Genomic DNA, 24,931 nt, shown 5'->3' on the forward strand with positions numbered 1-24,931 from the left:
GCCCCCCTGTCACCAGGGCGGGCGGTAGCCCGTGGTCAGGTGGCGACCGGTGCGGCGCCACTTCGGCTCCTTGTCGACGGTCTTCTGGGTGATCGCGCGCAGCCGCCGGATGAGCGGTCCGTAGGCGGTGCTGGCACCGCTGGAGACGCGCGAGCCGGGCGGCGGGTCCATGAAGGGCATGAACTTGTCCGGGAAGCCCGGCATGGTGCACGCGATGCAGATGCCGCCCACGTTCGGGCAGCCGCCGACGCCGTTGATCCAGCCGCGCTTGGCGACGTTGCACTTGACGACCGGGCCCCAGCAGCCGAGCCGCACCAGGCACTCGGGGGTGCCGTAGTCGGTGGCGAACTGACCCTGTTCGTAGTAGCCGCCGCGGTCGCAGCCCTCGTGCACGGTGGCGCCGAACAGCCAGGTGGGGCGCAGCTTGTCGTCGAGCGGGATCATCGGCGCGGAGCCGGCCAGCTGGTAGAGCAGGTAGGTGAGCGTCTCGGCGAAGTTGTCGGGCTGGATCGGGCAGCCGGGCACGCAGACGATCGGGAGTCCGGCCTTGGACTTCCAGTCCCAGCCGAGGTAGTCCGGCACGCCCATCGCGCCGGTCGGGTTGCCGGCCATCGCGTGGATGCCGCCGTACGTGGCGCAGGTGCCGATCGCCACCACGGCGGTCGCCTTGGGGGCGAGCCGGTCCAGCCACTCACTGGTGGTGACGGGCTGGCCGGTGGCGGGATCGTCGCCGAAGCCGCACCAGTAACCCTCCTTCTTGATCTTCTCGTTGGGGATGGACCCCTCGACGACCAGGACGAACGGCTCGATCTCGCCGCGGTCGGCCTTGAAGAACCACTCGACGAAGTTGTCCGCGCCCTGGGCCGGGCCGCACTCGAAGTCGATCAGCGGCCAGTGCACCGCGACCTTGGGCAGGCCGGGCAGCGCGCCGGTGACGATCTCCTCGATGCTCGGCTGCATCGCGGCGGTCAGCGAGACGGAGTCGCCGTCACAGCTGAGGCCGGCGTTGATCCAGAGAATGTGCACCACGTCGGTGTCGGTTGTTGCAGCACCCATGAGGATGCCTCCTCGGGGATGGGAGCCGGACGAAATGGCTCGAAACCAGTCATAGCAACCGATCGGATTCAGCGCCGTTCCAAAGGCCCGACCGGGTTCCCCGGGGGGACGCAAGCGGGCGGGGCCGTTCGGGTCACGTCCGCGCGCCGGGCCCGGCGGGCGCTGGGCACTTGCGGACGAACGCGGACCGCAGCGCGTGGTACGGCGATTCGGGGGTGAAGAACTGCCGGTGCATCACCGCGAGCTCCTCCTCCCGGTACGCGTCCAGCGGCTTCGCCCGCTCGTCGGCCTCGCGTGCGGCCTTCTTCGCCGTGATCCGGTGCTGGGTGGCGGGCGAGGCCGCGAGCAGCCCGGCCAGGCGGGCCGCGCTCGGGCCGAACTCCTGCGGCCCGCAGTCCAGTACGCGGTCGACCAGGCCGATCCGCTCGGCGGCCGCGGCCGACACCGGGAGCGCCTGCCGGGTCAGCCGCTCGGCCGCCGCCGCGCCCACCCGGCGCGGCAGGGTGTACGTCCAGTACTCCGAGCCGTACAGCCCCATCAGCCGGTAGTGCGGGTTGAGGACGGAACCGCCCCGGCACCACACCTCGTCCGCGGCCAGGGCCAGCATCACGCCGCCGGCCGCGGCGTTCCCCGCGACCGCGGCGACCACCAGGTGGTCGGTGGTGGTGAGCACCTCGGCGACCAGGTCGTTCATCGCGGTGATGTTGGCCCAGGACTCGGCCGCCTGGTCCGGCGCGGCCTCGATGACGTTGAGGTGGATGCCGTTGGAGAAGAAGTCCCGGCCGCCGCCGAGCACCAGCACCGAGGTCGGGCGGGCGGCGGCGAAACGGTACGCCGCCAGCAGCCGTCGGCAGTGGTCGGTGGACATCGCGCCGCCCGGGAACGAGAAGCGCAGGAAGCCCACCGGGCCGTCCTCGTGGTAGCGGATGTCCGACCACGCCGGGCCCTCGTGCTGACCGGGCACCAGCGGTGCCGCCACCTCCGGCAGCGGCGGCAGCAGGGCGCCGAGGGCCGTCACCGCCGGGAGCTTGAACGTGGCGGGCCCGCCGGACGTGCGGCGGCGGCGAAGTTCGGGGATCCACACTGCGCCGTCCGGAGTAGCCCGGCACACCGCGCCGGCCCGGGTGGCGAGCAGTTCGCCCGGCCGGCCGCGCAGCACCGGCTCGCGGTGGCCGCCGTGCAGGTACCACTCGCCGCCGCACAGCGTGTCGAGCACCCCGGGCTGGGAGTCGGCCGCGCGGAGCCCGCGCAGCACCGCCTCGGTGGAGTCGCCCGCCCAGTCGATCCGGCGCTCCTGCTGGCGCAGGAAGGGCCGGGTGTGCACTTCCTCAAGCCAGCCGGGGCCGTGCTGCGGCTGCGGCAGGTACGCGCCCGAGGCGACGCGCTCCACGGCGAGCAGCACGGCGGCCACGGCCGCGTCGGAGACCTCGTTGCGGTACAGGTCGCTCTTGCCGCGCGCGGGCAGCCGGCAGGGGGCCCAGGCCCAGACCGGTCCGGCGTCCATCTCCGCCTCGGCCTGGAGCACGGTGACGCCCCACTCGGTGCGGCCGTCCTGGATCGCCCGGTCGAGGGAGGAGGGGCCGCGGTCGCCCGGCGGGCCGGGATGGACGATCAGGCAGGTGACCTCCGACCAGACGTCCTGCGGGATCGCCGTGCGCAGCATCGGGGCGAGCACCAGGTCCGGCCGCAGGCGGTCCACCGCGTCCGTCAACTCGTCGTCATCACCCGCGAGTTGGAAGTCCACCGCGTGGCGCCGGTCGCGCAGTTCGGCGTGCAGCCGCTGGCTGAGGCTGTTGAACGCGCTGGCGAGGAGCAGGATCCGCATGTCCGCCTCCGACGGTGAGGGCCTCCGGGAACCCGGAGATCATGACCCCGCACCCGCCCGGCCCCCGGCCCGGCCGCCCCGCCGCGCCGCCCGTTCACTCGGGCGGCGGGGCGGCGTCGCTCGCTCGGATCCGGCGCCGGCGGCGACCGAGCAGCAGGACGGTCAGGGCGACGACGGAGATCCCCTCGGCCCAGACGGCGAGCGTCTTGTCGCCGAACCAGACCGGCTCGTGCATGTTCGGCAGCGGGCCGAGGCTGCCGACGTCCACGTAGCGGTAGAGCAGCAGTGCGCCGAACCCGGCGGCGGAGACCAGCCAGGCGAAGAGGTCGCCGGACCGGTGCCGCCAGAGGAGCACGAGGACCACGGCCAGGCTCGCGGCGGCGGCCTCGGCGCGGAACAGGGTGCCCTGGGTGAGCGAGTCGCCGACGGCGTCGTACCGGTCGGCGAGCCGGGCGTGGACGGCCGCGTTCACGGCGAGTCCGGCGGCGGCCAGCAGGCGCAGCACGAGATGGATGAGCCTTCGGCCTTCCGGGAGGGCCATGGCCGGTCAGCCGACCGTGAGAACGGCCGAGCGCAGGAGCGCGGCGGCTGCCTGGAAGGAGCGGGGGCTGGTCATGGAGGGGCTCCGTTCGGGAAGGGGGGCACTGACCCGAGCACGTATGTCGAGGATCCCGGCGGACAGGGCCTCCACGGCCAGGCCAAGGCCCCCGAACAGTCCGGTGTTTCATTCCCACGGGTGACAGTGAGGGCCGGGACCCGAGCCGCGCGGGGGCGGTCCGCTCGCGGTGTGCGAAGGGGTTGTAAAGGTTCCCGACTCGCGCGGTGCCCCTCGGCGCACCGGGTACGCGCCCCTCAGGTGCGCCGGTCCGCCCCGGGCCGGCCCGTTGTGATCGTAGGAGGCCGATTCGATGCAGTTGTCCACGGTCCGCCCGGTGCCCGTCACGTTCCCCAACAGCGCGCTGCCCGACGTCCCGGTCGACGCCGAACTCCGCTTCGACACCAGCCTGCCGTACGCCGCCTGTCTGGCCTTTCCGCTGACTCCGTGCCGCTGCACGGGCGACGGCGCCCAGGTGTGCTGGTACTTCAGCCGTGAGCTGCTGAACGAGGGCCGGCACGAACCCGTCGGCAGCGGCGACGTGAAGGTCCGTCCGGGTCCGGAGGGCGAGGTCCTCATCACCCTGCGGGGGCCCACCGGCAACGCGGCCGTGCTCAGCGCCCCGGGGGAGGCCGTCACCGCGTTCCTCTCGGAGTCCTTCGCGCTGGTGCCCGCGGGATCGGAGTCGGACCACCTCGACGTCGACGCCGCCGTCGCCCGGCTGCTCGCCGACGACTGACCGGACGTACCCGCCCTTCCGTAGAATCCGCAGGTCGATCCCACCGTACCCCACTCACCTGCAGGAGGCCGCGTTGACGCCCAACCCCGGGCCCGGTATGCTCACCCAGCTGGAGTCGCTGCTCCACGACGCTCCGGCGGACCGGAGCGGGGCGCTGTGGCGACTCGCCGAGGAGGGGCGCCAGTTGGACGCGAACATCATCCGCCTGCCGCCGAACGCGGAGGTCGCCGCGCACGTGGAGCCGGACCTCGATGTCCTCGTCCAGGTGCTCGGCGGGAGCGGCCGCCTGGAGACGGACAACGGTCGACAGGCCCTCTCCCCCGGGTGCACGGCCTGGCTGCCGCACGGCGCCCGCCGGGCGCTCGCCGCGGACGCGGACGGCCTGGTCTACCTCACCGTCCACCGCCGCCGGCCCGGCCTGGCCATCCGTCCCGCCCCCGCCTCGTAGCGTGCCCGCGCCGGCAGGCGCGCCGCCGGCAACGAACGGGCCCCGGGCCGGCGTGGTGCCGGCCCGGGGCCCGCTCATGGCTCCCCAGCGGGATCGGCCCGGATCAGCCGTCGTTCTCCGCGGACGGCAGGTACGCGCCGGGCACGTCCTGCGGCGCGTGGATCTCGCTCTCGCCCGGGTACGGAGTGGTCCAGTTGTGGGTCTGGTACCAGGTCAGGTGGTTCATCTGCGCCGGGTTCGCGCGGTCCGGCGCGGCGTTCGGGCCGGTCAGGCGCTGCTTGGACTTCCAGGCGTCCCACTGGTCCGCGACGGTGCGCTCCGCCGCCGGTGGCGCGGTCGTCACCGGGGCGGCGGCCGCGCTGCGGTCCTGCTGCCCGGGCACGTCGACGCCGCACGCGGGCGGCGTCTTGAGGCCGTCGGTCAGCGAGGTCCGGTTGGGCACCGCGGTGAACGGCGTGAAGTCCGGTTTGTCGGTGAAGGCCGTGGCCATCGGGCTGGCCGCGCTGTCCTTCTGGTTCATCGGGTGGATCCCGAGGATCTGCTCGATGGTGCGGATCATCGTGATCTGCGAGTAGTAGCGGCTGTCGACGGCCCCGTGCTGCGCCCAGGGGCTGATGATCTGGATCGGGGCGCGGTGGCCGTCCACGTGGTCGAGGCCCGCCTGGGAGTCGTCCTCGACCACGAAGACGGCCGAGTCCTTCCAGTACTCGCTGTGCGAGATCTCGTCGACGATCTTGCCGACCGCCAGGTCGTTGTCGGCGACCTGCGCGGCCGGACTGGCCGGACCGCCGGTGTGGTCGCTGGACAGCCACAGCATGTTGAGGTTCGCCGGGCCGTTCTGCTCGAAGTCCTGCTTCCAGATCTGGTACCGGTACTGGTCCGGCACGTCCAGGTCGAACTTGGGGAAGCCGGGCACCGACACGTCGTTGAGCGAGGGGATCGGCGACGAGGAGTTGAGCGGGTAGGCGGTGTCCTGCCCGTTCGCGTCCATGGTCTTCGCGTCGCAGTACAGGTTCTGCCAGCTCGCACCGTCGGGCTTGGTGAGGAACTGGTGGAACTCCCCGAAGTCCCGCACGTCCTGGCCGGCCGCCTGCGCGCCGGTCCACAGGAAGCCCGACCGCTGGTGGCCCAGGCCGTCGTCCTCGGTGTCGTAGCTGCGCTCGTACTCGCCCGCCGAGGACTCGGTGTACTCCGGGTTGTCGGCCTGCATCAGCCAGTTGTGGCCCTCGGCGGAGTTCGTGCCGATGTCGTAGGTGTTGTCGTAGAGCCCGAACTGCTCGGCCAGCGCGTGCTGGTTGGGCGTCACGTTCGCGCCGAACTGGGCCAGCTTCGGGTCGCCGTTGCCCTTCGCAAGGTCCCCGAAGAGCTGGTCGTAGGTGCGGTTCTCCTTGACGATCAGGAAGACGTGCTTGATCGTCGACGGGTCGCCGATCCGCGTCGGCACCGGCACCGGCTTGGCCTTGTGCCGGCCGGCGGTCTGCACCGATCCGCTGGTCCAGCCGTTCTGCCGGAAGACCTTGGCGGTCTGGGAGCGGATCTCACGGTCGCCGGGCAGCGTGAACTGGGTCAGGCTCGACGTGGTGTCGTGGGTGTTGTGCGCGCCGGTGCTGTTGGGCCGCCGCGCGTCGATGCCACGGGTGTTGGAGACGACCACCTTCGAGCCGACGGTGGTGATCTCGGCGGGGAAGTAGTCCGTGGGCAGCAGGCCGACGTAGCTGACCGGCTCCTGCGCGCCGCTGTAGCGGTAGACGGCCACCGCGTTGGCCCGGCCGAGGGTGACCAGCAGGTGCCCGTCGTCGGTGAGCGTCACGGCGGTGGGCTCGTAGCCCACCGAGGCCTCCGGCCACGGCTTGGTGGAGATGCTCTGCACCACCTTGTCGTGGGCGGTGTCGATGACCGACACCTCGTCGCTGTTCGTGTCGGTGACGAACAGCGTCCCGTTCTTGGCGTACAGCGACGTCGGGTGCAGGCCGACCTCGATGGTGCCGACCGCGGCGGACGGGTCCGCGAGGTCGATCACGCTGACGGTGCCCGTGGTGGTGGCACCGGTGTCCGGGTCGGCCACCACCTGGGTGCCGTAGGAGTTGATCGTGTCGTCGTCAGAGGTGGCCGGGCGCCCGCCCTCGTTGCCGACGTACAGCTTGTGGCCGACCTGCACGATGCCGCGCGGCGCGTTGCCGACCGTCCAGCTCTGCCCGATCGCGCCGGTCGCCGCGTTGATCGCGACCACCCGGTTCTGCCCGTTGACCGCCGCGTGCACCGTCTTGCCGTCGGCGGAGAACACCGCTCCGGACGCCAGCGCGTGCTTGTCCCCGTCGGCCGGGATCGCCACCGTCACCGGGTTGGCCAGGGAGCCGTCGGCGTTCACGGTGAACTTGGTGTAGCCGTTGAGCTGGCCCAGCCACAGCTGCGAGCCGTCCGGCGAGAACACCGGGGCCTCCTGGCCGACCGAGCCGTCGGTCAGGTGCAGGTCGTCGCCCTTGGCCTTGCCGACGCGCTGCTGCACCTTGCCGGTCTTCAGGTCCACCACGACCAGCGAGGCGTCGCCGTCGGCGACCGAGGCGGCCAGGTGACCGCCGTCCGGGCTGACCCGGGACGCCATGATCTTGCCGTTGTCGATGACCAGCCGATCCCCGTACGGGGCCAGGTACTGGTCGCTGGAGATGACCTGGCCGTCGGCGGTGACCTGGCCGACCTGGTCGGTGCCGAACTGGTGGGGGGTCGCGAAAGCCGTGCCCGTGGCCACGGCCACCGCCGTGATGCACGCCGTGGCGAGAGTGGCCCGGCGGCCCGCACGCCGACCGAGAAGGACGAAGTGGTCCTTCTGGACGCGTCGACGACGCGTTACCTGCATGGCGTCAGCCCTTCGTTGGGTTCGTTGGGTTCGTTGACTTCATCGGGTGTGTCGCGGCCGCTGCGGCCGTTCAGTTCGTCGGGGAGGAGAGCAGCGCGACCTGACCGTCGAACTGCCACAGCGGGTTCGGCGCGTCCCCGGTCGGGGTGTGCACCAGGAAGTAGCCGTTCACTTCCTTGGGCCCGTCACCGTCGGCCATCAGCCGGCCGTCCGAGGCCACGTCGAGTTGGTAGACCGCCGTTCCCGGCGCGGCCGTCCCGGGCAGGTGCCAGGTGACGACGCAGCGCCAGTCGTTGCCCGGACCCTCTGGGTCGACCTGGCCGTCACTCCGGTCGCACGCCGCCGTGACCCGCAGCTGGTCCTCCGTGACGGCGGGGCGGTGCAGCTGCTCGGTCTGCAGCCGGTACAGGTGCGCGAACACGGTCGCGACCGACCGCTGCACCTTCTCCTGCGAGATCCCCGAGCCCGTCGAGGGCGTGGCCGCCGCGACCGCCCCGAAGGTCAGCGCGAGCAGCCCGGCCAGCGACAGCACCCCGAAGGCGAGCGCGCGGCGCCCCGTGCCGTCCTCGCTGCCGTTGGTGAAGTCCCGCCGCACGAACAGCCGATAGGCCGCCGCCGTCGCCACCACGACCCACACCAGGCTGACCGCGACGGCGATCAGCAGCTCGTCGAGCCGCGCCGGGTCCGCGAACAGCCCGTTCCAGGAGACGAAGGCGTAGCCGGGCAGCGCGAGCCGCACCGCCACGGGCAGCGGCAGCATCTGGGCGAGCTGCATCGCGACCGCCGCCAGCGCGGGGACCAGCAGCCCCATCGGCGAGCGCCCCAGGATGACGGAGCCGAGCAGCCCGATCGCCGCCAGCGCCAGCGTGGGTGCCAGCGCGCACCCCCACGCCAGCAGCACGCTCCCGGCCGCATCCGACGGCGACAGCAGGTGCCCGTCGACGCCGACCAGCGGCCGGTTCCCGACCGCCGCCAGCCCGCCGACCGTGCTCGCGGCCACCAAGCCGGCCACCAGCAGCACGAGCACGGTCGCGCTCGCCAGAACCTTCGCCGCGAAGATCCGCCGCGGCGAGCGGACCGCCACCAGCAGGTGCCGCCAGGTGCCGAGCCGGTCCTCGGCGGCGAACACGTCGCCGGCGACCACCGAGGTCAGCAGCGGCAGCGCCCAGGAGCCGGAGAAGCCCAGCACCACCAACGGGCCGGCCCAGCCGGTGGCGTGCATCCAGCGGCCGAACAGCGTGTCGGACGGCAGCGTGCCCTGCTGGGCCACCGCGGCGGTGAACAGGCCCGGCAGGGTCCAACAGGCCAGGATCAGCAGCCGGATCCGCCACTGGGAGACGAGCTTGACCACCTCGAAGCGGTACACACGGCTCACCGGCACCCGGTCCGCCTCCGGCGCAGCGCCGGCACGGGCCGTGGCCGTGGCCGTGTTGACGGTCGTGGTCATTCCAGCCCCTCCTGCCGCTCGGTCAGCGCGAGGAACGCGGCCTCCAACGGCGGGATCACGGGCGCGACTTCGCGCACCCCCACGCCCGCGCGCACCAGCTCGGCCACCAACTCCTCGACGGCCGGCCCCGACGCGCGCACGACCAGTGCCCCGCCGGGTGCCCCGCTCTCCTCCACGGTCCGCACCCCCGCGGCGCCGGCGGCCACCCGCCGCGCGGCCTGCGGATCGGAGATGAGCAGGCGGTGTTCCAGCTCACGGCTCTCGGCCGCCAGTTTCTCCAGCGGGCCGGAGAAGCGGACCCGCCCGGTCGCGAGGATCGTGACCTCGTCGCACAGCGCCTGGAGGTCGTCCATGCGGTGACTGGACAGCACCACGGTCACCCCGTCTCCCGTGAGCCGCCGCAGCGCCCGGTGGACATGCTGCTTGCCCGCCGGGTCCAGACCGTTGGACGGCTCGTCCAGCACCAGCAGCCGCGGATCCGTGAGCAGCGCCGCGGCCAGCCCGAGCCGCTGCCGCATGCCCAGCGAGAACCCCCGCACCCGGTCGTCCGCGACGTCCGTCAACCCGACCTCGGCCAGCACCTCGTCGATCCGCCCCGCCCGCGCGTCCTGCCCGCGCAGCGCCGCCAGCGCGGCCAGGTTCCTGCGCGCGGTCAGCGACGGATACAGCCCGGGCCCGTCCACGAACCCGGCCACGCCGTGCGGCGCCGCCAGGGCCCGCCCGACCGGTCTGCCCAACACCTCCAACTCGCCGCCGTCGGCGACCGCCAGCCCGAGCAGCAACCCGAGCAGCGTTGTCTTCCCGGCCCCGTTCGGCCCGGCCAGCCCGTGGATCCGCCCCGGCGCCAGGTCCAGCCCGACCTCGTCGAGCGCCACGACGTCACCGAAGCACTTCGTCAATCCACGCGCTCGTACGGCAAGTTGTGTGTCGTCCATAGCCCCATCTCACAGTCCCCCAGGGAAGGTAGGGCGTTGACAGGCCGTAGACCAGAGCGCGTGGTTGAACACAGGTGGAACAGCAGACAGTCGCCTCCGGCCGCACCCGTCCGGCGACGGTCCCGGGCGGGCGCGTACGGCTGCCCGCGCCGGCGGGACGAGATGCGGGCGCGGGCAGCCGCTCGGGCAGGTCGGAAGGCGGGTCAGTAGTAGTGGCGACGTCCACCGACAGCGTGTCCGGCGGCCCCGGCGACCCACAGAACGAGGCCGATGAGGAGCAGGATGACGCCGATGGTCCACAGGAACGGAATCCCGATGACGAAGCCGACGATGAGCAGGATGACGCCGAGCGCGATCACGATGTCTCCTCCCTGATGGTGACGGGGACGTTTGCGGGAGAGGCTGGCTGCGGCGCGCTCGGCGCCGACGCCGCCCCGGGGCGGTGGAGCCGTCACGTCTCCGGCCGGTCCCATGAGCCGCGTCTACCGCTCCACGGGTTCGGTAAACCTTCGACCGGCCCCGGACGTCACCTGGCCGGAGGGACCGCGTTCACGGCCGTCGACCGCTCCTCAGCGGCGGTGGCGGCCCCTGCGCCGACGGGCGGCCGGGGCCACACCCGGCGCCGGCAGGAACAGCCGGGCCACCTCGCGGCCCAGGTTCACGCCGATGGCGAGGGCCATCGCCGTGGCCGTGGCGCGCCCGAGGCCGCTGAGCCCCGTCTCGGGTTCGCCCCGGACCAAGGCGACCAGCCCGAAGTACAGCAGTGACCCGGGCAGCAGCGGCCCCAGGGCGGCGGTGACGAACGGCAGCGCGGAACTGCCCCGGTACCGGGCCATGAGCTGGCCGGACAGGCCCACCAGCACCGCGGCGAGGCCGGTGGCCACGATGGGCTCCCCGCCGGCGTCGACCAGCACGTTGTACGTCGTCCAGCCCGCCCCGCTGTTGACCATCGCACCCGGCAGCGTGCCCGGCTCGGTGTTGAGCAGCACCGCGAAGGTCAGGGTGAGCAGGATCGCCGCAGCCAGTTGGAGCGGCGGGTTCGACGCCGCCGCCGGTACGCCCTGGGCGGCCAGGTCGCCGCCGTTGTTGACGCCGATGTAGAGCACGGTCATCACCCCGACGACCACGCCCGCCATCAGGTACAGCACCTCCAACAGGCGCGCGGCGGCGGTGAGGTAGAAGCCCGCGAGACCGTCCTGCACCGCCGCCACCATGGGCCATCCTGGCAGGAGCGCGTACAGCCCCCCGGTGATCACCACCGACCCGCGCAGGTGCAGCTGGTTGAAGGACATCAGGATGCCGACCACCGCGGCCGGGGTCGCGGCCGTCGCGATCCGGTAGAAGTTCGGCAGGTCGTGGCGTCCGACCAGGGCCGAGAGCCGGTCGCCCACCATGGCCGTGACGACGGCGCTGACGAACACCAGCCAGGCCCTGGCGTCGGACCGGCCGCCGAGCAGCAGCGTCGCGCTGCCGGCCAGCAGGCCGGAGGAGAGGACCAGGGCCCAGGAGGGGTAGCCGCGGCAGTGCCGGCGCACGGCCCGCAGCCGCTGGTGGGCGTCGTTCACGCCGAGGCCGCCGACGGTGATCTCGGTGACCAGCCGGAAGAGCGCCGCCAGCCGCGCGTAGTCCCCGGCGGGGTGGTGCACGGACCGCTCGGCCGTCACCGGCGGCTCTCCGGAGCCCTGCTGGTAGGAGATCGCCACCCGGGTGAAGGTGACCTGGGGATCGCAGGGCTGGGCCCGGTAGGTCCGCGCGACGGCGAGCATGGCGGCCTCGACGTCCTCCGCGGCCTCGCCGCAGGCCAGCATCAGCTCACCCACCAGCAGCGCCAGGTCCAGGACGGCGGCCACCTCGGCGGGCCCCGGCTCGTCCGTGTCGGTGCCGGCCGCGGCGCCGTCGCCGGCCAGCGGGCGGGCGGTGGTCGGGGTGCGCAGCAACGGCAGCATCTGGTCGGGCCAGGGGGCCGCCGCGTCGGTGTCGGTGCTCTCGCTCCGCGCGCCAGGGGCGGGGTCGGCCTCCTGTGCCTCACCGGACTGTCCCTGCCGCGGCACGCGTCGGCCGGCCGAACCGTCCACCTCGGCCCGCACGCCGAACCACTTGTGTTCCGGCATCGTCGCTCCCTGCACCACCCCCCACTCGACTACTTTTAGCACCCATTCGAGTACCCGGAGTCATCAATTCGTGAACGTTGTGACTGGAGTGCGGGCGGCCCGTGCGCGCCCGGCATCCGGGTGAGGCCGGACGCCGGGCGCTGGTGGGATCACCCGAAGACCGGCTCAGTCGGGTGGGGCGGGCCCGGCGGCCGACCGGTGCCCGCGGGCCTCAGCTGGGCCGCTCCCGGGTGAGCCGGTAGTGCCGCGGGTCGGCGATGCCGTGCAGGTCCTCGGCGGTGAGGGAGCGGTCGTCGCCGCCCAGGAGCTGGAGGTGCCGCAGCTCGCGCACCGGGCGCAGACCGAAGGCGGTCGCCAGCTCCAGGTCGAGCCGTCCCTCCGTACGGGCGAACCACCAGCGGCCGGTGACCTTGCCCCGCAGGCCCGCCCGCAGGTGGGTGCCCGTCAGGTGGCCGCCTTCGACGGAGTCGTCCGGCACCGCAGCGTCCGCCGAGGCGGCGAGATCCAGCTCCAGGGACTCCCCGTACTGGGTGTCGCTCTCGATCGCCCAGCGGCCGGGCTCCACCGCCGCGCCGCCCGCCCGGTCCCACCCGGGGCCGTCACCGGCCCCCGCGTCGGTGGGCCTGGTGCCCAGCAGCCGGTGGACCGCGGCGTCCACCTCAGGGACGTCGCTGCCGGGTGGCAGCCCTTCCACCGGACGCTCCCCCGGTGGAAGGGCCGTCCCGTCGAGCGGCCAGACCAGACACGGCTTGTCGAACGAGTCCGCGTACTGGCGCTGCTCCCGGACGTGGGGGTCGTCGGCCGCGTCCCGGGACCACAGGAGCAGGAACAGGTCGCAGGCCCCCAGCTCCTGCAGCACCGGTTCGGCCGGCAGACCGTCGGAGAGGTCGCGGGACTCGTCCACGGCGGTCCGCACGCCCGCGGCGCGCAGCCGGGCGTCCAGGGCCGCGGCCCGCTCGGCGTCCGCGGGCGCGTGGGCGAGGAAGACCCCGGGGCGTGCCGCCCGGTCAGGGCTGTCGTGCCCGTCACCGTGCATCAGGCCGGGTGCCATGCCGTGCTCCTCGCCGCACTCGTCGCGCTCTTGGTCGGGCTTGTCGGGCTTGTCGGGCTTGTCGCCGTGCTCGTCGCGGGGCATCGGTGCCTCAGACCTCCGCGTCGTAGGTGTCCGCATCGTTGCTGTGGTACCAGGGGCTCTGCGGGTTGTAGGAGGCGAGGTAGTAGTCCGCCGCGCAGGTGAACGTCTCCGGGAACAGCTGGTGCGCCCGCTGCCGCAGGATGTTCATGGCCGTGAGCTCGTTGGCCAGTCCCTGCTGGTCCTGCTCGTCCACCGGCTTGGCCTTCTCCTCGTCCACCAGCTTCTGCGCCTCCTGGAGGTTCTCCTTCAGGAACTGGGGCCATTGTGCGGGATTGCTGCTGTACGTGTAGTTCGGGGTGACCCGGTAGTAGATCATCTTGGGCCAGGTCTTCTTGGGGTCGCTCTTCGGCGCCTCCCGGTCCAGGACGTGGGTGAGGTTCGGGTGCTTCTCCTCGTACGGCTCCAGGGCGGTCGCGCTCGTCTCCGCGCCCCGGACGGCCTGCCCCGGGGCGGCCCAGCCGATCTTGCCGTCGCCGAGGTCGATCGGCGGGTTGGCGGCGATCCACTGCTCGTAGGATGCGGCGAGCCCGTGGGTGCCACGCTTCATCGAGGCGCGAATCGGACTTTCGACCTTGTGGAAGTGCTCCTGGGTGTTGGACAGGGCGGAGCCCATGAAGATGTTCCAGGCGGTGTAGTTGGCGCCGTCGACGAAGTCGGCGTTGATCGCGTGCATCGCGGTGGCCACGTTGTCCTGGCCCCTGGCGCGTACCAGATTCTTGTCGGCCGTCTTCATGGTGGTGATGTCCGCGGGCTCGCCCGGTGCCGAGCCGCCACCGGTGTCGCTGAGCATCTTCTCCAGGTACAGCGAGTTGCCGAGGGTGCCGCCGCTGGCGTAGACGTAGCCGGCCCCCTGCAGGACGTCGGTCGTGAGGCCGCCGAGTGCCGCGTTGCTCAACACCATGCCGGTGAACGGCTGGAAGGCACCCGCCCGCTGCAGCACCGCTTCCCCGGCCCGCGGATTCGCGCCCGGTCCGTGGCCGTGCTCGTCCTGCTGTTCCTCGGCGCGTTCCCCGGTGGCCGGGCCAGCCGTGGCGGGCCCGCCGGCGGTCACCGCCCGGCGCATCACCCGGACGGCGTTGGCCTCGGCCTCGCGTTCGAACCGGTCGGAGGGGTCGGAGACCCTGAGCCCGGAGCCGTTGTCGGTGCCCGCGACGGGGCCCTGGCGCTGCTGGAGGACGTGGGTGAGCTCGTGGGCCAGGGTGTGCCGGTCCCCGCCGCCCTCCCCGATGACGACGTGGTCACCGGAGGTGTAGGCGCGGGCGCCGACCTCGGCGGCGGAGGCGCGGGCGGCACTGTCGTCGTGGATGCGGACGGCGGAGAAGTCCGCGCCCATCCGGCCCTCCATCTCGGAGCGGACGGTGGGGTCCAGCGGACGGCCGGGCGTGCGCAGCACGTCGTGGACGGCGGAACGCTGCACCGCCCCGCCGACCCGCCCGCCCGGTCCTCCCGCCCCCGCCTGACGGAGCATCTGGACGACGGCCCGGTTCCCGGCGGTGGCCTGCAGCGCCATCAGGCCCGGCTGCGGCGCCCGGCCGCCGCCGCGGACGGAACGGGCCGGCGTACCGGCGCGTCCGGCGGCTTGGGTCCTGACGTTGTCTCGGGCGTGCGAGGGAGCGTGCATGAGGGGCCTCTTCCCGTTCTGGGACTGCAGCCCTTCCTGCATACGCGCTCCCCGGCCGCCACGCCAGGGACCGAAGGGCAGACCCGGGTGCCCCGCCGGACACCCTCCCGGTGCGGCGGCCCGCCGGTGCACGAGAACGGCCAGGGGCCCGGGCCCCTGGCCGTCACGGACGTCAGCCCTGGCAGAGACCGCGCGTGTAGTCGTACGTCGCGGCGGCCTGCGAGTACTGCCACTGCGGGGCGAGCAGCTGGTCGTTGAGCTGCGTTGCGGCGGCGCGGTTCTCGACGAGGTAGCCGAAGTCCTGCAGCCAGGCCGGGTAGAGGTTCTTGGAGCCGATAAAGAAGGCGGACCCGTCGACCGAGACCAGCTTGTGGTGCAGCGCGTAGGGGTGACCGTCGGCCCAGGTCGAGGTGGGGGCGGCGCGGAACGGGGCGAGCTGGAGGTTCCGGCACATCGCCGTCCTGGCCTGGGCCGGGTCGCCGAGGCGGGCGGTGAGACGGGCGGCGAGGGTGTCGCTGATCTCGTCGAGGGACTTGATCTGCGAGTAGCCGCCGCTGCCGACCGCGCCCCGGTTGCCGGGGTCGCTGACCACGATGCGGACCTTCACGCCGTCGGCGAGCTTGGCCGCGAGCAGGTCGAAGAGCCGCACGTCGTAGCGGGGCATTGGCGGGCAGGTGCCGGTCACGTCCTGCTGGGAGATGTCGATGCGGCTGTTCGCGCTCGCGATCAGCGCGCGCAGGGCGCTCTCCTCCGGGTTGACCGTCGAGTAGTCGCGGTCGCCGTTGGTGTTGTCGTGCAGGCCGATCGGCCCGCACTTGGTGTCGGCGGCGCTCGGGACCGGGTCCGGACGGTAGGCGGAGGCCGGGTCGGCACCACTGATCCCGACGCCCAGGCCACCGACGGCGATCACCGGCAGGTCGCCGGTGGCGGGCACCTGGTCGGTCGGCGGGTTGAGGCGCTGCTCCAGGTCGGGGGTGCAGGCGGCGCCGTTGGTGGAGGCGAACCAGGCGGCCGAGAACGTCCCGGTGTTGCGGCAGGTCCAGTCCCACAGGGTGTCCAGGTAGGCGCCGGCGGAGGCGGCGGCCGGACCGGTCAGCGCGAGGTCGACGTCGGTGACCGGGTGGGCGGTGTCGAGGTAGTCGGCCTTCCAGTTGTTGATCCCGCCGGCTATGACGCTCTGCCCGTCGACGACCAGCAGCTTGGAGTGGTTCCAGGAGAACGCGGTCTTGGCGGTGGTCATCGAGGCGACCTCGACGGTGACGCTGCCGGCGGCTTCACCGAGCTTGGCCGTCAGGTCGTCCCGGTACTTCGACGGGAGCGCGGTGATGTTGATGAGCGGCGCTGCGCCGGCGAGGATCCGCACGTGTGGCCGGTTTCCGGCGGCGACGGAGGCCTTGAGGCCGGCCACGATGGCGTCCTGGAAGGCGCCGTCCGGGAAGGGCGCGAGGGTCGAGATGTCGACGGTCCGGGTGGCGCGCGAGATGTTCTCGCGCATCTTGTCGAGCAGTCGGCGGGTGCCGGGCCGGTCGGTGCAGGAGGGGTCGCCCCAGCAGCCGGGGGTCTGCAGCAGCCAGCCGCCCGGATCGCCGGAGGGCGCGTCGAGCCGGTTGCCCGACGTGCGCTGCCACACCGTCCCCTCCAGGCCGGGGGACACCTGACGCAGGGTCTGTTCCACCGCGTCCAGGTGCGGGGTGGCGTCGGTCTGCCCAACGGGGGCCGGGGCCGGTGCTGGAGCCGGGTCGGCGAACGCGGGGGCGGCGGGCAGCGCGCAGACGGCGGCGACGAGGGCCAGCGCGGAACCGGCGAGACGGCGGCCGGAACGGCGGGGCTGGTGATCGAGCACGTACAAGTCCTTCATGAGAGGCCGGGGATGTTCACCCGGATGACACCATTAAATTACCCTAAAGTAACCTGATGTGATGTCAGGGTCTCATCAAGGCGGGCACACCACGACGTCCCCGGCCTCGGGTGCGAGGCCGGGGACGTGACGGTGGATCAGGAAGGCTGTCCGGAGCACCCGGACCACACGTCAGCCGGTGACCTCGATCGTGACGTCGTACGTGCGCTGATCCGGCCCGCAGTTGAGGGCCTCGCCGCAGATGGTGCGGGAGGCGACGAGGTGGGCCGTGCCGGGCGTGCGGGCGGTGAAGGAGGCGGAGACGGTGCCGCAGCCGCCGCCCGGGCGACAGGAGGGGGACGGGGAGGTGGCGGGGGAACCCGCCGGGGCGACGATGTCAGGGGCGGAACTGGTGGCCGCGGACCAGTAGGTGCTGTGCAGGTCGACGGAGATCGTCGTGCCGACGGCGACCTTCAGAGTGGTGTGGTTGGCGTGCTCGTCGGCGGTGACGGCGGCCCCCGCGCTCGCGGCCGTGGACGCCGGAGCGGTCGTCGACGCCGGAGCGGACGAGGCCGTCGAGGTGCCGGCCGAGCCGCAGCCGGCCAGGGCGAGCAGGGCGGCGCAGGTCAGAGCGATGACGGTGGGTCTTCTCAGGTTCACAGTGGTTCCCTTGTGCCGATGTGCGAGCGGTGCCGATTCGACGCACCGGAGGCCGGATCGGATCCCTCGACAACCAAAAACTCGAAGACCAAAAAACCGCACCGGGGCGGGCCCAAGGCCCACCCCGGCGCGTTCGGCGCGTCGATCGTCAGGAGACGGTCACGTCGTCGTAGTAGGTGTAGGTCGGGTCACCCGGGTAGTTGTCGTCGTGGTTGCTCAGGGTGAGCGTGTACGAGTGACCGGGGGTGACGGCCGCGCTCTGGTTGGTCCAGGTCGCGGTGGCGGCGCAGGTCTTGGCGAGGACCGTGGTGGTCGTGCCGGTGGTGTTGTCCTTCAGCGTGGCGGTGGCCCAGTCGTAGGACACGGTGTCCGGGCAGGTGTTGCTGTACCAGAAGGACACCTTGCTGGAGCCGGTCGGCGCGGTGAAGGTCTGGGCGATCGAGGAGTCACCGGTCGGGTTGGTGGAGCCGACCATCGCGCCGTAGCTGCCGCTGTGGGCGGCGGCGGTGATGGCGGAGGTGGAGCCGGCGGCGGTCCAGCCGTTCAGGTTGCCGGTCTCGAAGTCACCGTTGGTGACGGCGCTGCCGCCGCCCGAGGTGGAGGACTCGGTCCAGGTGAAGGTGGTGTTGCCCGCGGCGCCGGTGGTGTCGGTCGCGGTGACCGTGACGCTGGAGGTGCCGGCGGCGGTCGGCGTGCCGGAGATCAGGCCGGTCGAGGCGTTGATCGACAGGCCGGCGGGCAGGCCGGTGGCCGAGTAGGTCAGGGTCTGACCGGAGGCCGAGTCGCTCGCGTTGACCTGCAGGCTGGCGGCGGTGCCGACCGTGCCGGTCCGGTTGCCCGGGTTGGTGACGGTGACCGTGTTGCCGTGGGTCAGGATGGCGTGCGAGATCGCGCAGGAGTTGGTGTCGTTCGACCAGCTGGCCTGCTCGGCGAAGCTGCCGTAGGAGCCGAACGAGACGTTCGCGGCACCGCCGGTGCTGCCGGGCTTGATCCAGGCGCACTCGTCGGAGTTCTCCTGGCCGTTGTACGAGCTGCCGGTCACGTGGTTGGTCCAGCCGCCGGCCGGGTTCTGGTCGGACATCATCTCGTGCCACTCGTGGCCGAGGGTCATCGTCCAACCGTCCAGCGTGCCGGGCGAGTTGACGAAGCCGACGCCGCAGTTGCTGCCCTGGTCGATGTTGTACGGCTGGTTGGAGAAGGCGATGTCGCCGTAGGGCGAGCTGGCCGCGCCGCCCGTGAGGGTGGTGTCACCGTTCCAGTCGTGCCAGGCGCAGTACCCGGTGGTGGGGTTCTGGTAGTCGTCCGGGTTGGTGCCGTGCGGCGACAGGACGATGTAGTACGCGTCGCGGTTGGAGGCGGCCGTGGTGTTGCCGAAGTGGCCGGCGGCGTTGATGGCCTCCTGGGCGAGCTGGTTGCCGGTGGCCTGGGCGGGCGAGGCGGCCGCGTTGTCGTACCAGACGCCGGACAGGACGCCACCGCTCTGGTACGGGACGAAGTTGGCGTTCGACGGGCAGCTGACCGCGCCGGAGGCGACGTTGGGGCCGTCGCACCACTGGGTCAGGTCGGCCGACCAGGTCTCGCCGTTGGTGCCGATGCCCTTGAACATCTGCTGGGTGGCACCGGCGGCGCCCGCCGAGTCGCCCGAGAACTTCGCGTTCCCGTTGGCGTCGGTGCTCTGGGTGCCCCACTGGTTGCCGTAGAAGACCAGGTAGACCTTGGAGTGACCGCTCTGCACACCGATGCCGTCGACGCCACCGCCGTAGGACAGCGTCTGCTGGCCGGTGGCCGCGGCCTGGTTCTGCGCGGCGAGCCACTTCTTGTAGTTCTCGTGCTGCTTCATGCCCGGCACCGCGCCGTGGCGGTACTGGTGCCCGTTCTGCGGGTTCCAGGGGTTGAACTCGTTGGCGGTGCTGCCCGAGGAGCTGGAGATGTCCTGCGCGGCGGCCGGTCCGGCCGCACCGACGAGACCTGCGGCGGCGAGCGCGAGTGACGCGATTCCGGTGAGCGCCGCGTACTTCGCGCGCCGCGTACTGCGGGAGTGACCCATGGGGTGAGGGTGCCTCTCTCGTAACCGATCGCCCGAACGGCTGGGGGGCCGCGGAACGATCCCTTTGTGGGGAAGGGAACTGACGGCGAATTCCACCGACAGCCAAAATCCGGCATGTGTTCCGACAGCCGGAATTGACTGCCCGTCGGTGGACGGCCGCCTGTTGGGCATGAAGGAAAGCAGAGCTGATGAACGCGGGTCAACGGCGAACGGTAAGGAATTATTAAGAGTGGGCATCCGGGCAGGTGAAAGACCTGGTGAGCGCCCAAGTTGACGCGTGTAGCCATTCACTGAATACGTGTCCCGTCTCACGCAGTCCTGCCGTTGTCTCATCTGATCTTGGTGGATTTGCAGCTGGTCTCAAGAGATGTTGCCGGTACAAGGGCGTCAGGCGTCTGGTGTCTCAACCGACTTTGCCGGTGGACGTGGTTCACGGTCGATCCTCTCCGCAGTGGCAAGCAGGTCGGGGTGCAACCGGCGCCTGGCGTTGAACAGCTCGATACCAAGAAGCCGTCCCTGCGAGTCGTAGTCGAGAATCGCCGTAGTGTCCTCACCTGCAATCACCTGCTGGACGGCTTCGCCTGGGTTGATCTTGTCGAGGAGGTAGATGTACGCCATATTTGCCGAGGCGTCATATTCGACCCGCATTGCGTCCTTCCGTGTCGCTGCAGACCTGCGGTGTCAGGTCCCGGCCTTGACGAGAGCCTACTGACACCGAAGATCGCCAGGAGAGCGACTGCAGAGCCTGGTCACCGGCTCGTCGTGTCTCACCCGGTGTTGTCCCTGATCATGGTTCGTCTCAAGAGATTCCCTCTCTGGGGCGGTTTGCTGTCGCTTTGCTTGGTGGCGGCGCCGCCGTTGTGGCTTGCTCAGACCACTACGAGCTGGCGCTTCGGGAGGGTCGGTGGGTGTCGAGGGACTGGGACATGCCGCGTTCGAAGTCGCGTACGCGGATGAGGAACTCGCACGCCGGCGCGAGGCGTTGGCGGCCTGCTGGACGTTGCAGTTCGAGCGGCTGCCGCCGGTGCGTACGGTCAGGTCGTACCCGGGGCAGAGGTCGGTGACCCGAGACTACTGGGTAGCGACGACCGGCGGGACGGTGTCGTGCGAGTCGCATCTGGAGCGGCACCACGCGATGCTGCTGGACTTCGATCCCCAGGTGAGGGGCCTGGTGGGGCAGCCATTCCGGCTGTTCTGGCCGGGTCGGCGAGGCGGACGCGGGCACGTGCCGGACTTCTTCGCGCGACTGGGCGACGGGGGCGGTCTGGTTGTCGATGTTCGCCCGGACGGGCAGATCGGGTCGGACGATGCGGAGGCGTTCGCGGCCACGGCGCGGGCGTGTGAGTTGGCCGGCTGGTCGTTTCGCCGGGTGGGGCTGATCGATCCGGTGCTGCTGGCGAACGTGAAGTGGCTTGCCGGCTACCGGCACCCGCGTAATCAACAGGATTCAGTGGAAGGGAAGTTGGAGGAGGTCTTCGCCGAGCCGATGCCGCTGCTGGCCGGGGCTGAGCGTGTCGGGGACCGGCTGGCGGTGCTGCCGGTGCTCTATCACCTGCTCTGGCGCCGCGTGCTGGAGGTGGACCTGGCCGCGGGGGTGCTCGGGCCGCACAGTGTGGTCCGGCAGGCGGTGACTGTGCGGTGAGGCGTCCGCTGGTGGTCCGGCCGGGTGATCGGGTCCGCTTCGAGAACCGGGTCCATACCGTGGTCGGGCTGTCGGGTGTCCTGGTGCGCTTGGCCGACGAGCACGGTCAGGGCAGCGCGATGCACCTGCCGACGCTGATGGTGTCGCCGGGCTTCGAGGTGATCGGATCGGCGTCGGCCCGGCGGCTGCCACCGGGGATGCTGGACGGACTGGCCCCCGCCGAGGCCGAGCGGGCCCTGTGGTGGCACCGGCACATGAGCGAGGTGCTCACCGGTCTGGCACCGGATGCTCCGGCGGGGGCGATGCCGAGGCCCGAGTACGACCCGGCAGTGCGAACACTGACCCAGCGCGAAGAGGCCAAGGCGGCCGAGTTGACCGCGGAGACGGGCCGACCGGTCAGCTGGCACACGATCCGCTCGCGGCGGCGCCGCTACCAGAGCCGCGGGGTGCTGGGCATGGCGGACGGCCGCCAGGCCCCGCGACGCCCCGTCCAGGGCCAGGTGGATGCGCGGGTGGTGGAGATCCTGCGGACCCTGATGGGCCAAGCCCGAGACGGCTCGACCCGCACCGTCAGCTACTACTTCACCCGCGTCGGCCAGGAGGCCCGGGAGCTGGAAGGCCCGCTGGTGATGATGCCGTCACGGGCGACCTTCTACCGCCTGTTCGAGCGGCTGGAGGCTGGTCGGCACACCACCGGCTCGGCCCGCACCCGCCGCTCGCTGGCCAACCAGCCAGACGGAGTCTTCGACCAGGTGACCGTCTGCCGCCCGGGCGAGCTGATGGAGATCGACTCCACGCCCTTCGACGTGCTGGTCAGACTCGACAACGGGGTCGTGGACCGGTGCGAGCTGGTCGGCATGGTCGACGTCGCCACCAGGTCGATCACCGCGGCAGTGCTGCGGCCGACCACGAAGTCCGTGGACGCGGCACTGCTGCTGGCCCGTTCGGTGACCCCGGCACCGATGCGGCCGGGCTGGCCGGAGGCTCTGCGGATGGAGCACTCGGTGCTGCCCTACGAGCGGCTGCTCTCGGTGGACGAACGGCTGCGGCACGCCGCAGCGGTCCCGCCGATCATCCCGGAGACCGTCGTCATCGACGGCGGGAAGGCGTTCTTGTCGAAGAACTTCCACACCGCCTGCAACGCGCTGGGCATCGAGGTGATCCACGCGCCGCCCCGCACCCCGACCCACAAGCCACACATCGAACGGACACTTGGATCAGCGGCCTCGCTGTTCGCCCAGTTCCTGCCCGGCTACACCGGACGCTCCACCGAGTACCGCGGACGCAAGGTCGAGGAGGAGCCGCTGTTCTCGCTGCACCAGCTCCAGGAACTGCTGGAACAGTGGATCAGCGCGACGTGGCAGAACAGGCCCCATGACGCCCTGCGGGACCCGCTCGCACCCCGGCGGACCTTCTCCCCGAACGAGAAGTACGCCGCGCTGATCGAGACGGCCGGCTACCTTCCGCTACCGCTGACGGCCGAGGACTACCTGGAACTGCTGCCCGCCCGCTGGCAGGCCGTCAACTCCTACGGCATCAAGATCAAACACCGGATCTACAACTGCGATGAACTGGACGGGATCCGGCGGGAGAAGTCCGGGATCACCGAGCGGAAGAACCTCTGGGAAGTCCGCCACGACCCCTACGACATCCGGCTCGTCTGGCTCCGAAACAACCGCGACGGCGGGAAGTGGATCACCGTTCCCTGGCGGCTGCTGTCCAGCGCGCCGACTCCGTTCGGTGAACTGGCCTGGGATCACGAGGCCCGCAACCTGCGTGAACAAGGCGAACACGTCGCTGAGGGTGCTATCGCCAAGGCCGTTGACGGCTTGATGGAGCGGGTGGTCGCTGGCTCCGAGAGCGCCCCGGCGCCGTCCAAGCCCGCACGTGACCGCAAGAACCGCCGGGACCGCAAGGTTGCCGCCCGCACCCAGGCCACCGGCGAGCCCGCATGGCCACGGCCCGAACAGCCGCTGGCCCCGCCGCCCGCGCTGGCCGCCCCGGCTAGGCACGACGAGGAGGCCGAGGCCGACGAGCCGCTCGCCGACGTCGTCCCGCTGAAAGTCTTCGACGCACGCAAGGAGGCCAAGAAATGGTGGTGACCACCCGGGAGTTCGGGCAGCCTGAGGACCGGCGGATGCCCACGACCACGCTGGAAGGCTGGCGGCGCTTCGTCGACGAGGACCCGATCGCCTTCGACCTGCTGCTTGAGGACGAGTGGAAGGGCCTGGACCCGCGTCCCCGGGACGAGTACGACGAAGCCCGGGTCAACTACCACTCCGAGTTGGTCATCGTGGAGACCCCGACCGTCCGGGACGTCCTCCATCAGGGCCGGCTCCTGACCCTGGTGAACCGCAGGGAGATCAGCGCTCGCCGAGGGCTGATCGTCTCCGGGCCTTGGGCAACGGGCAAGTCGACCGCCATCAAGCAGCTGGGACGGGCCCACGAACTGCGAGTGCGCCAGCGCTTCCCGGGACACGACCGTATCCCGGTCGTCTACGTCTCCGCGCCGCCGAACGGGTCCCCGCGCAAACTCGCCACCCGCTTCGCGCACTTCCTGGGCCTGCCGATGAAGGCCCGGCACAACGAGATGGACATCGCGGACGCCGTCTGCGAGATCCTCACCGACGCCCACTGCGACCTGGTGCTGGTGGACGAGATCCACAACATCAACATGGCCACCTCGACCGGGAAGGACCTGTCGGACCATCTGAAGTACTTCGCTGAGCACATCCCCGCCACCTTCGTCTACGCCGGCATCAACGTCGAGCGCGAGGGCCTGTTCACAGGTGTCCGCGGCAAGCAGATCGCGGCCAGGTGCGTGATGAAGTACACCGGGAACTTCCCCTACCAGGCCGAATGGCGCTCGATGATCGCGCTGATGGAGGACGCGCTGCGGCTGCACCACCACGAGCCCGGCAGCCTGGTCCGCCTGGCGAAGTACCTCCACGCCCGCACCGGCGGCAGCATCAGCAGCCTGTCCCACCTCATCCGCGCGGCCGCCATCAGCGCGATCGCCGACGACAGCGAGCGCATCACCCGACGTCTGTTGGAGTCCATCCCGGTCGACCACAACACCCAGTCCGACAGCCCCAGCACAGCCACCGATGAGGACGACGCCGGAGAAGCTGCTTGAACCGGCGCCTGCCGCCGCCGCGGCTACGCAAGCTCCCGCGCACCCTGCCCCCTCTCCACCACGAGACCTGGGACTCCTACGTCTACCGGCTCGCCGCGGCGAACCGGATCTCCCACCTCGAACTCCACGAGCACGTCGACAACCGCCACCGGCTCCACCCCGACCCGCTGGCACTGGTCGACGCCATCAGCGACCTGTCCGGCCACCCCCGCGACCGACTCCTGAAAGCCCTGCCTGACCTGCGGACTTTGGCCCTGGCCCAGGGCCTTCCCCCGGTCTTCCACTTACTGGACCATGGCTGGCGGGTCCAGGCCGCCTGCACGCTCTGCCTGGCCGCCAAGGCGGTCTTCACCCGAGCCCGGCACTGGGTCCGCACCAGCACCCGGCTCTGTCTCCGCCACGGCCGCTGGACGGACACCTACCACGACCAGTTCGACGTCCGGCCACTGCCGGAGATCATCCAGGCCCAGCGAGACCATCACCGCCTGGACCGCAAACACGGCTGGCAGACCGCCGTGGTCGCCATGCGGCAAGCCGACGGCTGGTGCTGGCGATGGTGGGAGGACAGCCGCAGGTTCCGAAAGCAGCGTGACCGCAGGCTGCGGCACTTCATCCCGCCAGGCGCCAGCACCTACCGCGAGGACCCCCGCCTCATCGCCAGCGCCTACCCCGACATCGTGGCCCTCGCCGGCCTCCTGGCCTCGCCCGAGCTCCGCAGCCTCCCCTTCACCGGCAGCCCCCAGGACTTCTGAAGTTGCCCCGGTTTGATGGACAACCTTCCGCTTTGGGACACTGGGTCCCGCAAGGAGGAGTTCATCGTGCCAAGGACGCGTCCGGCCTACC

At 71.5% G+C, this 24,931-nt stretch carries 20 protein-coding genes; 6 read left to right on the forward strand and 14 right to left on the reverse strand.

The features are described from left to right. Positions 1 to 9: 9 nt before the first annotated feature. The 3 genes from ACGF12_RS13500 to ACGF12_RS13510 all read right to left on the reverse strand — a co-directional run bounded on the left by ACGF12_RS13500 (position 10) and on the right by ACGF12_RS13510 (position 3,422). Positions 10 to 1,056 (reverse strand): hydrogenase expression protein HypE, encoded by a 1,047-nt coding sequence (locus ACGF12_RS13500; protein ID WP_393028444.1) that lies wholly within the window; start codon positions 1,054 to 1,056, stop codon positions 10 to 12. Between the two features lie 133 nt (positions 1,057 to 1,189). Beyond that, positions 1,190 to 2,881 (reverse strand): hydrogenase maturation protein, encoded by a 1,692-nt coding sequence (locus ACGF12_RS13505; protein ID WP_393028445.1) that lies wholly within the window; start codon positions 2,879 to 2,881, stop codon positions 1,190 to 1,192. 94 nt (positions 2,882 to 2,975) lie between these two features. Next, positions 2,976 to 3,422 carry a hypothetical protein gene (locus ACGF12_RS13510; protein WP_393028446.1) on the reverse strand — a complete coding sequence of 149 codons (447 nt, stop codon included), beginning with the start codon at positions 3,420 to 3,422 and terminating at the stop codon, positions 2,976 to 2,978. A gap of 367 nt (positions 3,423 to 3,789) precedes the next feature. Between ACGF12_RS13510 and ACGF12_RS13515 the strand changes: the two genes are divergently transcribed. Further along, entirely contained in the window at positions 3,790 to 4,215 is a 426-nt protein-coding gene (locus ACGF12_RS13515) for an SsgA family sporulation/cell division regulator (RefSeq protein ID WP_393028447.1), read from the forward strand. Between the two features lie 73 nt (positions 4,216 to 4,288). Further along, positions 4,289 to 4,663, forward strand: a complete 375-nt coding sequence (locus ACGF12_RS13520; protein WP_393028448.1) for a cupin domain-containing protein — start codon at positions 4,289 to 4,291, stop codon at positions 4,661 to 4,663. 103 nt (positions 4,664 to 4,766) lie between these two features. Here the strand turns inward: ACGF12_RS13520 and ACGF12_RS13525 are convergent, their stop codons facing one another. The 11 genes from ACGF12_RS13525 to ACGF12_RS13575 form a co-directional block, all read right to left on the reverse strand. Next, positions 4,767 to 7,517, reverse strand: a complete 2,751-nt coding sequence (locus ACGF12_RS13525; RefSeq protein WP_393028449.1) for a bifunctional YncE family protein/alkaline phosphatase family protein — start codon at positions 7,515 to 7,517, stop codon at positions 4,767 to 4,769. A 70-nt stretch (positions 7,518 to 7,587) separates the two neighbouring features. Beyond that, a complete protein-coding gene (locus ACGF12_RS13530; RefSeq protein WP_393028450.1) occupies positions 7,588 to 8,964 on the reverse strand; it encodes an ABC transporter permease in 1,377 nt (458 codons plus the stop codon). Beyond that, on the reverse strand, positions 8,961 to 9,899 hold the full coding sequence (locus ACGF12_RS13535; protein WP_393028451.1) for an ABC transporter ATP-binding protein: 939 nt from the start codon (positions 9,897 to 9,899) through the stop codon (positions 8,961 to 8,963). The genes ACGF12_RS13530 and ACGF12_RS13535 overlap by 4 nt, the downstream gene beginning before the upstream one ends. Before the next feature lie 203 nt (positions 9,900 to 10,102). Then, positions 10,103 to 10,258, reverse strand: a complete 156-nt coding sequence (locus ACGF12_RS13540) for a DUF6131 family protein (protein ID WP_387627919.1) — start codon at positions 10,256 to 10,258, stop codon at positions 10,103 to 10,105. 210 nt (positions 10,259 to 10,468) lie between these two features. Continuing rightward, complete coding sequence (locus ACGF12_RS13545) at positions 10,469 to 12,010, reverse strand: threonine/serine exporter ThrE family protein (protein WP_393028452.1); 1,542 nt, start codon at positions 12,008 to 12,010, stop codon at positions 10,469 to 10,471. A 211-nt stretch (positions 12,011 to 12,221) separates the two neighbouring features. Beyond that, positions 12,222 to 13,145 (reverse strand): TIR domain-containing protein, encoded by a 924-nt coding sequence (locus ACGF12_RS13550; RefSeq protein ID WP_393028453.1) that lies wholly within the window; start codon positions 13,143 to 13,145, stop codon positions 12,222 to 12,224. 7 nt (positions 13,146 to 13,152) lie between these two features. Continuing rightward, positions 13,153 to 14,766, reverse strand: a complete 1,614-nt coding sequence (locus tag ACGF12_RS13555) for a DUF4157 domain-containing protein (protein WP_393028454.1) — start codon at positions 14,764 to 14,766, stop codon at positions 13,153 to 13,155. 172 nt (positions 14,767 to 14,938) lie between these two features. Beyond that, positions 14,939 to 16,609, reverse strand: a complete 1,671-nt coding sequence (locus ACGF12_RS13560; RefSeq protein ID WP_393028455.1) for a phospholipase D-like domain-containing protein — start codon at positions 16,607 to 16,609, stop codon at positions 14,939 to 14,941. Between the two features lie 186 nt (positions 16,610 to 16,795). Continuing rightward, positions 16,796 to 17,263 (reverse strand): hypothetical protein, encoded by a 468-nt coding sequence (locus ACGF12_RS13565; protein WP_393028456.1) that lies wholly within the window; start codon positions 17,261 to 17,263, stop codon positions 16,796 to 16,798. A 148-nt stretch (positions 17,264 to 17,411) separates the two neighbouring features. Further along, complete coding sequence (locus ACGF12_RS13570) at positions 17,412 to 19,310, reverse strand: putative Ig domain-containing protein (protein WP_393028457.1); 1,899 nt, start codon at positions 19,308 to 19,310, stop codon at positions 17,412 to 17,414. A gap of 387 nt (positions 19,311 to 19,697) precedes the next feature. Continuing rightward, complete coding sequence (locus ACGF12_RS13575) at positions 19,698 to 19,958, reverse strand: DUF2283 domain-containing protein (protein ID WP_393028458.1); 261 nt, start codon at positions 19,956 to 19,958, stop codon at positions 19,698 to 19,700. Between the two features lie 256 nt (positions 19,959 to 20,214). On the opposite strand from ACGF12_RS13575, the gene ACGF12_RS13580 reads away from it, so the two are divergent. From ACGF12_RS13580 to ACGF12_RS13595, 4 genes are read left to right on the forward strand one after another with little or no spacing between them, the layout of a single operon-like run. After that, on the forward strand, positions 20,215 to 20,952 hold the full coding sequence (locus ACGF12_RS13580; RefSeq protein ID WP_393028459.1) for a TnsA-like heteromeric transposase endonuclease subunit: 738 nt from the start codon (positions 20,215 to 20,217) through the stop codon (positions 20,950 to 20,952). Continuing rightward, the gene (locus ACGF12_RS13585) at positions 20,949 to 23,054 is read left to right on the forward strand and encodes an integrase (RefSeq protein ID WP_393028460.1); all 2,106 of its coding nucleotides are present in this window, start codon (positions 20,949 to 20,951) and stop codon (positions 23,052 to 23,054) included. Before ACGF12_RS13580 ends, ACGF12_RS13585 begins: the two co-directional genes overlap by 4 nt. Further along, the gene (locus tag ACGF12_RS13590) at positions 23,045 to 24,088 is read left to right on the forward strand and encodes an ATP-binding protein (protein WP_393028461.1); all 1,044 of its coding nucleotides are present in this window, start codon (positions 23,045 to 23,047) and stop codon (positions 24,086 to 24,088) included. Before ACGF12_RS13585 ends, ACGF12_RS13590 begins: the two co-directional genes overlap by 10 nt. After that, positions 24,085 to 24,840 carry a hypothetical protein gene (locus tag ACGF12_RS13595; RefSeq protein ID WP_393028462.1) on the forward strand — a complete coding sequence of 252 codons (756 nt, stop codon included), beginning with the start codon at positions 24,085 to 24,087 and terminating at the stop codon, positions 24,838 to 24,840. The genes ACGF12_RS13590 and ACGF12_RS13595 overlap by 4 nt, the downstream gene beginning before the upstream one ends. The last annotated feature ends 91 nt before the right edge of the window (positions 24,841 to 24,931 follow it).

This window comes from Kitasatospora sp. NPDC048296 (genome assembly GCF_043201815.1).
GTDB lineage: Bacteria > Actinomycetota > Actinomycetes > Streptomycetales > Streptomycetaceae > Kitasatospora.

What these genes read in the sequence shown, in the direction of transcription:
- ACGF12_RS13500 (WP_393028444.1), bottom strand. Translation starts at nt 1,056, where the DNA reads ATGGGTGCTGCAACAACCGACACCGACGTGGTGCACATTCTCTGGATC.
- ACGF12_RS13505 (WP_393028445.1), bottom strand. Translation starts at nt 2,881, where the DNA reads ATGCGGATCCTGCTCCTCGCCAGCGCGTTCAACAGCCTCAGCCAGCGG.
- ACGF12_RS13510 (WP_393028446.1), bottom strand. Translation starts at nt 3,422, where the DNA reads ATGGCCCTCCCGGAAGGCCGAAGGCTCATCCATCTCGTGCTGCGCCTG.
- ACGF12_RS13515 (WP_393028447.1), top strand. Translation starts at nt 3,790, where the DNA reads ATGCAGTTGTCCACGGTCCGCCCGGTGCCCGTCACGTTCCCCAACAGC.
- ACGF12_RS13525 (WP_393028449.1), bottom strand. Translation starts at nt 7,517, where the DNA reads ATGCAGGTAACGCGTCGTCGACGCGTCCAGAAGGACCACTTCGTCCTT.
- ACGF12_RS13530 (WP_393028450.1), bottom strand. Translation starts at nt 8,964, where the DNA reads ATGACCACGACCGTCAACACGGCCACGGCCACGGCCCGTGCCGGCGCT.
- ACGF12_RS13535 (WP_393028451.1), bottom strand. Translation starts at nt 9,899, where the DNA reads ATGGACGACACACAACTTGCCGTACGAGCGCGTGGATTGACGAAGTGC.
- ACGF12_RS13545 (WP_393028452.1), bottom strand. Translation starts at nt 12,010, where the DNA reads ATGCCGGAACACAAGTGGTTCGGCGTGCGGGCCGAGGTGGACGGTTCG.
- ACGF12_RS13550 (WP_393028453.1), bottom strand. Translation starts at nt 13,145, where the DNA reads ATGCCCCGCGACGAGCACGGCGACAAGCCCGACAAGCCCGACAAGCCC.
- ACGF12_RS13555 (WP_393028454.1), bottom strand. Translation starts at nt 14,766, where the DNA reads ATGCACGCTCCCTCGCACGCCCGAGACAACGTCAGGACCCAAGCCGCC.
- ACGF12_RS13570 (WP_393028457.1), bottom strand. Translation starts at nt 19,310, where the DNA reads ATGGGTCACTCCCGCAGTACGCGGCGCGCGAAGTACGCGGCGCTCACC.
- ACGF12_RS13575 (WP_393028458.1), bottom strand. Translation starts at nt 19,958, where the DNA reads ATGCGGGTCGAATATGACGCCTCGGCAAATATGGCGTACATCTACCTC.
- ACGF12_RS13590 (WP_393028461.1), top strand. Translation starts at nt 23,045, where the DNA reads ATGGTGGTGACCACCCGGGAGTTCGGGCAGCCTGAGGACCGGCGGATG.